Origin of the sequence: Burkholderia catarinensis (assembly GCF_001883705.2) — a bacterium.
Classification (GTDB): domain Bacteria; phylum Pseudomonadota; class Gammaproteobacteria; order Burkholderiales; family Burkholderiaceae; genus Burkholderia; species Burkholderia catarinensis.
On the sequence record NZ_MDEQ02000012.1, the window covers coordinates 251354 to 264256 of the forward strand.

Genomic DNA, 12903 nt, shown 5'->3' on the forward strand with positions numbered 1-12903 from the left:
GCCGGCAGCGCCGCCGGCCCGATGCCGTTACAGGTTCGGCGACAGCGCGAGCGCGTTCGTCAGGTCGCCCATCGGCTGCGCGCCGTTCGCCTTCAGTGCGTCGTCGCGCTGCTGCAGGCCCGCGAGGCGCGGCAGCGAGAAGCGGCGCGTGATGAAGCGCAGGATCGAACCCGTGTCGTACTGGGTGTGGTCCACGAAGCCCTTCTTCGCATACGGCGACACGATCAGCGCCGGAATGCGGGTGCCCGGGCCCCAGCGATCGGCGTTCGGCGGCACGGCATGATCCCAGAAGCCGCCGTTTTCGTCGTACGTGACGACGACGACCATGTTCTTCCACTGCGGGCTTGCCTGCAGGTGCGCGATCACGTCGGCGATGTGCTGATCGCCGGAGGTGACGTCCGTGTAGCCCGGGTGCTCGTTCAGGTTGCCCTGCGGCTTGTAGAACGCGACCTGCGGCAGCGTGCCCGCGTCGATCGCCTTGATGAACTCGGCTCCGTTCGCGCCGCCGTCGAGCAGATGCTGCGCACGGTTCGCGGTGCCCGGTGCCTGGTTCGCGAAGTAGTTGAACGGCTGGTGGTGCGGCTGGAAGTTCGGCGTCGAGAGATCGGCTCCGTAGATCACGTTCGACGTACCGTTCTGACTCGCCTGCAGCGCCTGGCCCCATGCGCCGCCATACCATGCCCACGAGACGCCCGCGTTGGTCATCAGGTCGCCGATGTTGGTCGCCGTCTGCGGTGGCATCGTCGACGGATTGGCCGGGTCGGCGAGCAGCGGGTCGCCGCCCGTGGCTGCCTTGTTGCCGCTCGGCTGGTACGCCGGCTGCATCGTATTGACGCCGTAGAAGTCAGGCGTCAGCGCGCCGTCGTTGACGAACTTCGGCGGCCCGCTCAGCGCGGAGGCCGGCGAGTTCGTGGCGACCTTCAGCGACTTGCCGTCGGCGTTCAGGGCTGCGATCTTGCCGGCCGCCGGGCTCTTGTCGGCGTTCGCGTAGAACGGCGCGCACGCGCAGATCAGGTACTGGTGGTTCAGGAACGAGCCGCCGAACGCGCCCATGAAGAAGTTGTCGGCCAGCACGTACTGCTGCGCCATCTTCCACAGCGGCAGCTTCGACGGATCCGCCGTGTAGTGACCCATCGTCAGGCCGCCTGCATCGGTCCATGCGGCATACATGTCGTTCTTGCCGCCGTTGATCTGCATCTGGTCCTGGTAGAAGCGGTGCACGATGTCGCGCGTCGCGATGCTCATCGACTGGTTGAAGCCCTTCGGATCGTCGATCGCGAACGGCGCGTTCGGCAGGTTCGCCGTCATTGCCTCGGTAACCGCCGGCGTGATGCCGGTCGCGGTCAGGCCGCCCCAGATCTTCGGCAACGTCGCCATCGTCGAGCCGTCGCGATCCTTCTGCACCGAGTTCGCCGCCGTCGCGTTCTGCAGACCGTTCGCGCCCGGGAAGTTGCCGTACAGGTTGTCGAAGCTGCGGTTTTCCGCATAGATCACGACGACGTTCTTGACGGCCGACAGGCCTTGCTGCGTGACGTCGTCGCCGCCGCAGGCGGTCAGGCTGAGCGCGGCCGCGAGGGCGATCGGCGTGTAGCGAATCCAGGCGTGCTTCTTCATGCGATTTTCTCTCTTTCGTCGTTTGTCGCGTGTGGGAACCGGGGTGGCGTAGGGCCGGTGCACGAACCTCGGGACACCGACCGGCTGCGCGCATTATCTGGAACCGATTTGACAGGCAGGTGTAGGGGTGCTTTCAATTAACTGTCGGTCGAACGTCATGCAACGGTCACGGAATTGACATAAGCTCCGGCCGATTGTCCACCGCTACAAGAAGAACGACGATGCTCAGCCTTCTGAAATCCTTTGCATTCACGCGATCGCTGATCCCTGCCGCGGCGACGCTGGCACTGGTTGGCGGACTCGCGGCGCTTGCCGGTTGCGATGCGCGGCCCGGCTCGAATGCGCCGGCCGCGTCCGTCGTGCCGGCGGCACAGGCCGCTCCGGCCGCTCCGGCGGTCGCGCCGGCCAGCCAGCCGCAGACGCGCGCGCAGGTATTCGAGGGCGTGAAGCAGATGACGGCGCTCGGCAAGCAGTTGTTCTTCGATCCGTCGCTGTCGGGGTCCGGCAAGCTCGCATGCGCGTCGTGCCATAGCGCCGAGCATGCGTTCGGGCCGCCGAACGCGCTGTCGGTGCAGCTCGGCGGCGACGACATGCACCGCACGGGCTTTCGCGCGGTGCCTTCGCTGAAGTACCTGCGCGGTATCCCTCCGTTCAGCGAGCACTTCCACGATTCGCCGGACGAAGGTGACGAAAGCATCGACGCGGGTCCGACCGGCGGGCTGACCTGGGATGGTCGCGTTGACACGCGCGATGCGCAGGCGCGCATTCCCCTCACGTCGCCATTCGAGATGAGCAGCTCGCCGGCGCGGGTTGCGAAGGCGGTTCGCGCCGCACCCTATGCCGACGCGTTCCGCAAGGCGTTCGGCGATCAGGTCCTGGGCGACGACCAGGCGACTTTCGGCGCGGTGCTGCGCGCGCTCGACGCATTCCAGCAGCAGCCGGCGCTGTTCGATCCGTACACGAGCAAGTACGACGCCTATCTGGCCGGCCATGCGCAGCTCACGCCTGCGGAGCTGCGCGGGCTGCAGCTGTTCAACGACGAGAAGAAGGGCAACTGCGCGAGCTGCCACGTGAGCCAGCGCACGCTCGAAGGCGGCCCGCCGCAGTTCAGCGATTTCGGGCTGATCGCGATCGCGGTGCCGCGCAACCGCGCGCTGCCCGTCAATCGCGATCCGCGCTTCCACGATCTCGGCGCGTGCGGCCCCGAGCGCACCGACCTGAAGGGCCGCGACGAATTCTGCGGGCTGTTCCGCACGCCGTCGCTGCGCAACGTCGCGCTGCGCAAGACGTTCTTCCACAACGGCGTGTATCACACGCTCGAGGACGTGATGCGCTTCTACGTCGAGCGCGACATCCATCCGGAGAAGTTCTATCCGGTCGTGCACGGCAACGTGCAGATCTACGACGATCTGCCGAAGCGCTACTGGCCGAACATCAACCGCGAGCCGCCGTTCGACCGCAAGCGCGGCGAGCAGCCGGCGCTGAACGCGGCCGAGATCAAGGACGTGATCGCGTTCCTCGGCACGCTGACTGACGGATATCAGCAAACGGCTGCGCCGGCCGCGCACTAGGGCCTGTTCACGCTAATAACGGGCTTGCGCTGGCCCCCAGAAGGGCCGAGCGCAAGGAATGCGACGAAGCGAATACTCGACGTATTCGCGAGGAGTATGACGCGGCGATCGGCCCTTCTGGGGGCCAGCCCCACGAATGATTTTTTCCAAACAGGGGAACGTGCCTTGCCGGCCGCATTGCGGCGTCGCGCGTCGCTTGTTTGGCTCGGCCAAACGGCGCTCCTTACTCCTTGCACGCGCCCCGAAGGAAGTCCCCTTGGGGGACGGCCGGCAAGGCACGTTCGCAAGCCCGTTATTGGCGGGAACAGGCCCTGGAAGTCATTCGTTGCGGCACGCATGCTATGCTCGCTCGCTGACGGGCGCGGTGCGTGCCGGATGGCCGGCCCCCGGTTCGCCGGCATGCACCGCGCCGTTCGATCGAACATCCAAGGAGAACAACATGTCGATGCGTGCATCCCTTTTCGTCGTCACGCGTGTACTGGCCGGCGCTGCGTGCGCAGCCGCGATGCTGCCCGCCCATGCGCAGAACAACCTGAACTTCCTGAACGACACGCCGCTCAGCTATTTCAGCAGGGCCGACACGGCGTCGCTGTCGAAGGCCGTCGCGAAGGTGCGCGACGAAGGCAAGGACGGCGAGGCCACGACGTGGCAGAACAGCAGCCGCCGCACGCAGATCGAAGCGAAGCTCACGCCGAACACGACCGAGACGGACGGCAAGACCTGCCGCGAAATCACGACCGAAATCACCGCGAAGGGCCAGACGATGACGCTCAAGCCCGTCTACTGCAAGACGGCCGCGGGCAAGTGGCAGCTGCAGAAGCGCTGAGCACGCGTGTGATGAAGCGGGGCGGCGCGCCGCGCACGGTGTCGTGCGGCGTCGTGATCCTCGATGCGGCTGGCCGCGTGTTCCTCGCGCACGCGACGGACACCACGCACTGGGATATCCCGAAAGGGCAGGGCGAACCGGGCGAGACGCCGGCCGATGCCGCGCTGCGCGAACTGCTCGAGGAAACCGGCATCGAATTCGCGCCGGCGCGGCTGCTCGATCTCGGCCGCTTCGCATACCGGCACGACAAGGATCTGCACCTGTTCGCGGTGCAGGTGGGCGAAGGCGAGATCGATCCCGCGCGCTGCACGTGCACGTCGCTGTTCCCGAGCCGTCGCGACGGCTCGATGATTCCCGAGATGGATGCGTATCGCTGGACCGTGCCGGGCGATATCGACACGTATGCGAGCCGCAGCCTCGCGCGGCTGTTTCGCACGAAGCTGTCGCTGGCGGACCTGCATCGGCGGCTGTCCGGTGCGTGAATGAACGCGGCGGCGTTCGCTGCCGCGGTGCGTGGCTTCGTTTCGATGCATGCAATAAAAAAACGGCCCTCGGGCCGTTTTTTTTATCATCGCACGACGGCGGCCCGAGGCCGCGCGCCGCGCGCGGGGCAGGCGGTCAGGCCGGCTTGCCCCAGCTGTCGCGCAGCCCGACGATCCGGTTGAACACCGGCTTGCCCGGCTTCGAATCGACCCGGTCGGCAACGAAGTAGCCGTGGCGCTCGAACTGCAGGCGCGTTTCCGGCGCGATGTCGCCGTTGCCCGGCTCGAGGTACGCGTGCACGATCTTCTTCGAATCGGGATTCAGCGCCTCGAGGAAGTTCGCGCCGCCCGCGTCCGGGTGCGGCTCCTTGAACAGGCGGTCGTAGATCCGCACTTCGGCCGGCTGCGCATGCTTCGCGCTGACCCAGTGGATGTTGCCCTTGACCTTGTACGTGTTCGCGCCTTCGGTGCCCGACTTGCTGTCCGGGAAGTAGTTGCAGTGCACGGCCGTCACGTTGCCGTCGGCGTCCTTGTCGAAGCCCGTGCATTCGATCACGTAGCCGTAGCGCAGGCGCACCTTGTTGCCCGGGAACAGGCGGAAATAGCCCTTCGGCGGGGTCTCGATGAAATCCTCGCGCTCGATCCACAGTTCGCGCGAGATCGGGAACGTGCGCACGCCGCGGTCCGGGTGGTGCGGATGCACGGGCGCCGTGCACGCTTCCTCGAGGTCTTCCGGATAGTTGTCGATCACGAGCTTCAGCGGATCGAGCACCGCGGCCGTGCGGGCCGCCTTGTCGTCGAGGTCGTCGCGCAGCGCGCCTTCGAAGATGCTCATGTCGATCCACGAATCGATCTTCGTCACGCCGATCCGCTCGCAGAACAGGTGGATGCTTTCCGGCGTGAAGCCGCGGCGGCGCACGCCGACGATCGTCGGCATCCGCGGGTCGTCCCAGCCGTCGACGTGGCCTTCGGTGACGAGCTGCAGCAGCTTGCGCTTGCTGGTGATCGCGTACGTGAGGTTCAGCCGCGAGAATTCGATCTGCTGCGGCAGCGGGCGCGTGAACATGCCGGCTTCCGCGAGTTCGTTCAGCACCCAGTCGTACAGCGGGCGGTGATCCTCGAATTCGAGCGTGCACAGCGAATGCGTGATGCCTTCGAGCGCATCCGAGATGCAGTGCGTGTAGTCGTACATCGGATACACGCACCATGCGTCGCCGGTGCGGTAGTGGTGCGCGTAGCGGATCCGGTAGATCACCGGGTCGCGCATGTTCATGTTCGGCGACGCCATGTCGATCTTCGCGCGCAGCACGTGATCGCCTTCCTTGAACTCGCCGGCCTTCATGCGGCGGAACAGGTCGAGGTTTTCTTCCGGCGTGCGCTCGCGGAACGGCGACGGCTTGCCGCCTTCCGTCAGCGAGCCGCGGCCCGCGCGCATTTCATCGGCGCTCTGGCTGTCGACATAGGCACGGCCGCGCTTGATCAGCAGCTCGGCGAACTCGTACAGCTTGTCGTAGTAGTCGCTCGCGAAATACTGGTGATCGACCGCGTCCTTGCGCCAGTCGAAACCGAGCCAGCGCACCGCGTCGACGATCGAGTCGACGTACTCGACGCTTTCCTTTTCCGGGTTCGTGTCGTCGAAGCGCAGGTGGCACACGCCGCCGTAGTCGCGCGCGACGCTGAAGTTCAGGCAGATGCTCTTCGCGTGGCCGATGTGCAGATAGCCGTTCGGCTCGGGCGGGAAGCGCGTCTCGACGCGGCCGCCCCATTTGCCGGTGCGGTTGTCGTCGTCGATGATGTTGCGGATGAAATTGGAAGCCGCGGGGGCGTCGTTGCGTTCGGTGCTCATGCGGTTGGCGTCAGGTTGTGTCGGCGCGTCGCGCCGGTTTAATCCCATGATTCTACCTGACCGGGCTCCCTCCCGCGCGGCTTGCGGCATGGCGGGGGCGGGTTCGCCGGTTTATCTCGATATTGTGTCGGCTGTAACACGAGGTAAATCGGTTTGCCCGGGCCGTTTGGCGTTCCCTATGATGGCTTCACCGATTCAATGCCGCCGTTCGCGTTGCCGCGCGGCGGGAGGAAACCAATAATCATGATGAAGAAGACCACTTTTCTCGTTCGTACCGCGGTGATCGTCGCGGCCCTGTCGCAACTCGGCGCCTGCGCGATGACGCATACGCAACGCAATGCCGGTATCGGCGCGGCCGCGGGCGGCGCGCTCGGCTATCTGGTGACGGGCGGCCCGCTCGGCACGGTTGCCGGCGCGGCGGCAGGCGGCCTGGTCGGCGCCGGCGTACGTTGATCGAAGCCGGCGCCGCCGAGCGCCGGCCGGTCGTGACACCGTCCTGAACGTGTCGCGACCTTCTCTTGCGTCGCGCATACCCTTCCGGTTTTTGACAGGCAGCATCAGGGAGAGGAGGGTGTGCGACACTTCGTCGACGCCACATCACGACGCGCCGCGTCGACGAATCCTTCCATGAGCGACCCCCTCGTTTTCGTCCTGCCGGGCTACGCCAATTCGGGCCCGCTTCACTGGCAGAGCCGCTGGGAGCGCGCCGATGCGCGCTTCTCGCGCGTCGCGATGCCCGACTGGGACCGTGCGTTTCGCAACGGCTGGTGCCTCGCGCTCGACCGTGCGGTCGAAGCCGCGCGCGGGCCGGTGCTGATCGCCGGCCACAGCCTCGGCACGCTGACCACCGCGTGGTGGGCGACGCGCTATGCGCGCCCGGCCGCGCTCGCGAAAGTACGCGGCGCGCTGCTCGTCGCGCTGCCCGATCCCGCCGGGCCGGCGTTTCCGGCCGACGCGCACGGCTTCGGGCCCGTGCCGCGCGAGCGGCTGCCGTTTCCGACCTGTGTCGTTGCCAGCAGCGACGATCCGTATGGGTCGCTCGCGTTTGCACGCTCCTGTGCGAACGCATGGGGCAGCGCATTCCACGATATCGGCCCGCGCGGCCACATCAACGCGGACAGCGGGCTTGGCGACTGGCCGGCTGCGCGCGGCTGGCTGGACGCGCTCGCGCGCTAGCCAGTCAACCGCCGTCACGCGAGCCGCCGCGGCGGCCGATCGTCAGATCGTCAGATCGCCTGCTTCGCCTTCAGCGCCGCAATCCGCGCATCGTCGTAGCCGAGCATGTCGCGCAGCACGTCGTCGGTCTGCGCGCCGAGCAGCGGCGGTGCCGTGCGCGCGTCGGGCGGCGTCGCGCTCATCCGGATCGGGTTGCGCACGAGCTTCACGTCCGCGCCGCACGGATGCGGCAGTTCGACCTGCATCCCGCGCGCGACCACCTGCTCGTTGGCGAACACCTCGTCGAGATCGTTGATCGGCCCGCACGGCACGCCGGCCGCCTCGAGCGTATCGATCCAGTCGGCCTTGCCGCGCGCCTTCACCATCTCCGCGAGGATCGGCACCAGCGTGTCGCGGTGGCGCACGCGCGACGGGTTTGCCGCGAAGCGCTCGTCGTCGGCCAGTTCGGGCCGGCCGCCGGCCTCGACGAACTTGCGGAACTGCCCGTCGTTGCCCACCGCGACGATGATCCACCCGTCGCTCGTCTGGAACGTCTGGTACGGCACGATGTTCGGATGCGCGTTGCCCCAGCGCACCGGCGGCTTGCCGCTCGCGAGGAAGTTGGTGTTCATGTTCGCGAGCAGCGCGACCTGCACGTCGAGCAGCGCCATGTCGATGTACTGGCCTTCGCCGGTGCGGTCGCGGTGCGCGAGCGCGGCGAGCACGGCGATGGTCGAGTAGAGGCCTGTCGCGAGATCGGCGATCGCGACGCCGGCCTTCTGCGGGCCGCCGCCCGGCTCGCCGTCGCGCTCGCCCGTGATGCTCATGAAGCCGCCGATCCCCTGGACGATGAAGTCGTAGCCCGCGCGGTGCGCGTACGGGCCCGTCTGGCCGAAGCCGGTGACCGAGCAGTAGACGAGATCGGGCTTCACCGCGCGCAGCGAGTCGTAATCGAGCCCGTATTTCTTCAGCTGCCCGACCTTGTAGTTCTCGAGCACGACGTCGCTTTGCGCGGCGAGCTCGCGCACGATCTGCTGGCCCTCGGGCGTCGCGATGTCGATCGTCACCGAGCGCTTGTTGCGGTTCGCCGCGAGGTAGTACGCGGCTTCGGCGGTATCCGCACCGTTCGCGTCCTTCAGGTACGGCGGCCCCCAGTGGCGCGTGTCGTCGCCGGCGCCCGGGCGCTCGACCTTGATCACGTCCGCGCCGAAATCGGCAAGCGTCTGCGCGCACCACGGGCCCGCGAGCACGCGGGTGAGGTCCAGTACGCGGATATGGCTCAGGGCACCCATCGTCGAATCGTCTCCTTTCATGGCTGGCCTTGCCGGAGCCTGTCATCGGCGTGAGCAGGCCCCGGAGGCAAAATGGCATGCCGAGCATCTTAAGTCGAATCGGCCGCGCGGGTGGCCCGGCGAGGTCGTCCGGCGAGCCGGGCCGCCCGGGCGACGCCGTCGTCTGGGGCGGCGGCCTGTATCGTATAATCGACGGTCCACGATACATTTGCCGCCGTGCGTCCGCAAGGTTCGCCGGCGTTTGAAGCCGTCTTTGCCAGACCTCCCCGCACGCCATGAAAGCTGCCGAAATCCGCGAGAAATTCCTCAAATTCTTCGAATCGAAGGGCCATACGATCGTCCGCTCGTCGAGCCTCGTGCCCGGTAACGACCCGACGCTGATGTTCACGAACTCGGGCATGGTCCAGTTCAAGGACGTCTTCCTCGGCACGGACCCTCGGCCGTATTCGCGCGCCACGACCGCGCAGCGCAGCGTGCGCGCGGGCGGCAAGCACAACGACCTCGAGAACGTCGGCTACACGGCGCGCCACCACACGTTCTTCGAGATGCTCGGCAACTTCTCGTTCGGCGACTACTTCAAGCACGACGCGATCCGGTTCGCGTGGGAACTGCTGACCACGGTCTACCAGTTGCCGAAGGACAAGCTGTGGCTCACCGTCTACCAGGAAGATGACGAGGCATACGACATCTGGGCGAAGGAAGTCGGCGTGCCGGCCGAGCGCATCATCCGGATCGGCGACAACAAGGGCGCGCGCTACGCGTCGGACAACTTCTGGACGATGGGTGATACGGGCCCGTGCGGCCCGTGCACCGAGATCTTCTACGATCACGGCCCGGACGTGTGGGGTGGCCCGCCGGGGTCGGCCGAGGAAGACGGCGACCGCTACATCGAGATCTGGAACCTCGTGTTCATGCAGTTCAACCGCGACGCGCAGGGCAACATGACGCGTCTGCCGAAGCAGTCGGTCGACACCGGCATGGGCCTCGAGCGCCTCGCCGCGGTGCTGCAGCACGTGCACAGCAACTACGAGATCGACCTGTTCCAGAACCTGATCAAGGCCGCCGCGCGCGTCACCGAGATCAGCGACCTCACCAACAACTCGCTGAAGGTGATCGCCGATCACATCCGCGCGTGCTCGTTCCTGATCGTCGACGGCGTGATTCCCGGCAACGAAGGCCGCGGCTACGTGCTGCGCCGGATCGTGCGCCGCGCGATCCGCCACGGCTACAAGCTCGGCCGCAAGGGTTCGTTCTTCCACAAGCTGGTGGCCGACCTCGTCGCCGAGATGGGCGCCGCGTATCCGGAGCTGAAGGAAGCCGAACAGCGCGTGACCGACGTGCTGCGCCAGGAAGAAGAGCGCTTCTTCGAGACGATCGAGCACGGGATGTCGATCCTCGAGGCCGCGCTGGCCGACGTCGAGGCGAAGGGCGGCAAGGTGCTCGACGGCGAACTCGCGTTCAAGCTGCACGACACCTACGGTTTCCCGCTCGACCTCACGGCCGACGTGTGCCGCGAGCGCGGGATGACGGTCGACGAGCCGGCGTTCGACGACGCGATGGCGCGCCAGCGCGAGCAGGCGCGTGCGGCCGGCAAGTTCAAGGCCACGCAGGGCCTCGAATACACCGGCGCGAAAACCACCTTCCACGGCTATGAGGAAATCGCGTTCGACGACGCGAAGGTCGTCGCGCTGTACGTCGACGGCTCGTCGGTCAACGAAGTGAAGACCGGCCAGGATGCGGTCGTCGTGCTCGACCACACGCCGTTCTACGCGGAATCGGGCGGCCAGGTCGGCGACCAGGGCGTGCTCGCGAATGCCGCGACGCGCTTCGCGGTGGCCGACACGCTGAAGGTGCAGGCCGACGTGGTCGGCCATCACGGCACGCTCGAGCAGGGCTCGCTGAAGGTCGGCGACGTGCTGCGCGCGGAGATCGACGCGCATCGCCGCGCTCGCACGCAGCGCAATCACTCGGCCACCCACCTGATGCACAAGGCGCTGCGCGAGGTGCTCGGTGCGCACGTGCAGCAGAAGGGTTCGCTGGTCGACGCGGAAAAAACCCGCTTCGACTTCGCGCACAACGCGCCGATGACCGACGACGAAATCCGTCGCGTCGAGCAGATCGTCAACAACGAAATCCTCGCGAACGCGCCGGGCATCGTGCGCGTGATGCCGTACGACGAAGCGGTGAAGGGCGGCGCGATGGCGCTGTTCGGCGAGAAGTACGGCGATGAAGTGCGCGTGCTCGACCTCGGCTTCTCGCGCGAACTGTGCGGCGGCACGCACGTGAGCCGCAGCGGCGACATCGGCTTCTTCAAGATCGTCGTCGAAGGCGGCGTCGCGGCCGGCATCCGCCGCGTCGAGGCGATCACCGGCGACAACGCGGTGCGCTACGTGCAGGAACTCGACGCGCGCGTGAACGAAGCCGCGGCCGCGCTGAAGGTGCAGCCGTCGGAGCTCACGCAGCGCATCGCGCAGGTGCAGGACCAGGTGAAGTCGCTCGAGAAGGAGCTGGGCGCGCTGAAGTCGAAGCTCGCCTCGAGCCAGGGCGACGAGCTCGTGCAGCAGGCCGTCGAAATCGGCGGCGTGTACGTGCTGGCCGCGACGCTCGACGGCGCGGATGCGAAGACGCTGCGCGAGACGGTCGACAAGCTGAAGGACAAGCTGAAGAGCGCGGCGATCGTGCTGGCGGCCGTCGAAGGCGGCAAGGTCAGCCTGATCGCGGGCGTCACGCCCGACGCGAGCAAGAAGGTCAAGGCCGGCGAGCTCGTGAATTTCGTCGCGCAGCAGGTCGGTGGCAAGGGCGGCGGCCGCCCCGATATGGCGCAGGCGGGCGGCACCGAACCGGCGAACCTGCCGGGCGCGCTGGCCGGCGTGAAGGGCTGGGTCGAAGAGCGGCTGTAATCGGAACGACGACGGCGCCGTGCAACGCGGCGCCGTCGCCCGATGCCGGCGACGTTCGGGCCTCCCCCGGCATCGCGGCGGTTTTGCTGACATTCGGCGGTTCGTGCGCCGCAGGCGCGGTCCGTGCGGATGCCGGTCGCGGCCGGACGGTGAGCCGCCACCTCACACATCCTCCTCCCTCCAATTCGCGATTCGCTGCCGTCGCCGCGCTCAATTCGCGAAATGCGTGACGAAATACCTCGAAACATCCCGATCAATCGCACCTGGATCCTGATTCCATTTGCGTGCATGTCGTTTCGGTCAATCTTGTCTTGACCGATTTTTTATTTCGACTCGACGAATTGGATTTCCGTGCGCTTTTCCGGTGCGCTGAATGCCGTCGGCCATCCATCGGCAGGCGCGCGAGAGCCGGTTGTGGCGGTGTTTGCCGCTGAGTCGGCAATCGCGATTGTTTTGTCGTGGCCGAATTTCATTCGAATGGAAATTAAATTCGAACGAGACTTATTAATAGAAGAAAGTTAACTAATTTTGATACGCGTACTACAGATAGAAAGGATTGCGTTAGGTAACATTTGCCGCTGACGAATCGGTCCCGATCGTCCTGTCAATCTCGAGTGGTGCGTTTCATGTGTGTCGTTCGGAAGCTGGCTCATGTCCGGTGCTGGAACCGTTGCCGATCGTGTGCCGATCGGTGTCCTTGTCACGGCACCCACGGCGCCCACGGCGCGGCACCGCTGCGGCGCCGCGCACCGTTCGGCGTCGCGCTGGCGGTGAGTGTCGGCGCCGTGCTGTTCGCCGCGCACGCGCAAGCACAAGTGCCGAACGCCGGGCAGGCGATGCGCGATATCGAAACGCCGCGCCCGACCCTTCCTTCCACCACCGCACCCGCCCTCGACATCCCGAAGTCCGATGACGCGCAGGCACCGCTCCCCGATACCGGGCCGCGCGTGCAGGTGCGGGCGTTCACGCTCGACGGCAACCGCGTGTTCGACAGCGGCACGCTGCTGCCGCTCGTCGCCGATCTCGCCGGGCGCGACCTGAGCTTCGCCGAGCTGCAGCAGGCGGCCGCCCGAATCACGACCTACTACCGCGAGCGTGGCTATGTGCTCGCGCGTGCCTATCTGCCGCACCAGGAAATCGACGACGGCGTCGTGCGCATCGACGTGGTCGAAGGCCGCTACGGGAAGATCGAACTGAACAACCGCTCGCGCGTGCTC

Annotated in this window: 10 protein-coding genes; 7 read left to right on the forward strand and 3 right to left on the reverse strand. The window is 66.7% G+C overall.

What is annotated here, in order from left to right; all coding sequences use genetic code 11:
• Positions 1–27: 27 nt before the first annotated feature.
• On the reverse strand, positions 28–1614 hold the full coding sequence (locus BFF94_RS21100) for an acid phosphatase (RefSeq protein ID WP_162285538.1): 1587 nt from the start codon (positions 1612–1614) through the stop codon (positions 28–30).
• A gap of 221 nt (positions 1615–1835) precedes the next feature.
• Between BFF94_RS21100 and BFF94_RS21105 the strand changes: the two genes are divergently transcribed.
• The 3 genes from BFF94_RS21105 (at position 1836) to BFF94_RS21115 (ending at position 4493) form a co-directional block, all read left to right on the forward strand.
• Positions 1836–3185, forward strand: coding sequence for a cytochrome-c peroxidase (locus tag BFF94_RS21105; protein WP_219139781.1), 1350 nt, complete (start codon positions 1836–1838; stop codon positions 3183–3185).
• 439 nt (positions 3186–3624) lie between these two features.
• Positions 3625–4011 carry a hypothetical protein gene (locus tag BFF94_RS21110; protein WP_128847922.1) on the forward strand — a complete coding sequence of 129 codons (387 nt, stop codon included), beginning with the start codon at positions 3625–3627 and terminating at the stop codon, positions 4009–4011.
• An 11-nt stretch (positions 4012–4022) separates the two neighbouring features.
• Positions 4023–4493 (forward strand): NUDIX hydrolase, encoded by a 471-nt coding sequence (locus BFF94_RS21115; RefSeq protein WP_128847920.1) that lies wholly within the window; start codon positions 4023–4025, stop codon positions 4491–4493.
• A 136-nt stretch (positions 4494–4629) separates the two neighbouring features.
• On the opposite strand, the gene BFF94_RS21120 is transcribed toward BFF94_RS21115, so the two are convergent.
• Positions 4630–6339, reverse strand: a complete 1710-nt coding sequence (locus BFF94_RS21120) for a glutamine--tRNA ligase/YqeY domain fusion protein (protein ID WP_128847918.1) — start codon at positions 6337–6339, stop codon at positions 4630–4632.
• 243 nt (positions 6340–6582) lie between these two features.
• Here BFF94_RS21120 and BFF94_RS21125 point away from each other — a divergent pair, with 243 nt between their 5' ends.
• Positions 6583–6792, forward strand: coding sequence for an ornithine acetyltransferase (locus tag BFF94_RS21125; protein ID WP_219139782.1), 210 nt, complete (start codon positions 6583–6585; stop codon positions 6790–6792).
• 174 nt (positions 6793–6966) lie between these two features.
• On the forward strand, positions 6967–7515 hold the full coding sequence (locus tag BFF94_RS21130) for an RBBP9/YdeN family alpha/beta hydrolase (RefSeq protein WP_219139783.1): 549 nt from the start codon (positions 6967–6969) through the stop codon (positions 7513–7515).
• 50 nt (positions 7516–7565) lie between these two features.
• Here the strand turns inward: BFF94_RS21130 and BFF94_RS21135 are convergent, their stop codons facing one another.
• The gene (locus tag BFF94_RS21135) at positions 7566–8786 is read right to left on the reverse strand and encodes a CaiB/BaiF CoA transferase family protein (RefSeq protein WP_219139784.1); all 1221 of its coding nucleotides are present in this window, start codon (positions 8784–8786) and stop codon (positions 7566–7568) included.
• Between the two features lie 275 nt (positions 8787–9061).
• On the opposite strand from BFF94_RS21135, the gene alaS reads away from it, so the two are divergent.
• Together alaS and BFF94_RS21145 are read left to right on the forward strand one after the other, a co-directional pair.
• Complete coding sequence (gene alaS, locus BFF94_RS21140; RefSeq protein ID WP_128846231.1) at positions 9062–11686, forward strand: alanine--tRNA ligase; 2625 nt, start codon at positions 9062–9064, stop codon at positions 11684–11686.
• Between the two features lie 770 nt (positions 11687–12456).
• Positions 12457–12903 (forward strand): POTRA domain-containing protein (locus BFF94_RS21145; protein WP_372454252.1); only part of this gene is annotated, 447 nt, incomplete at its 3' end.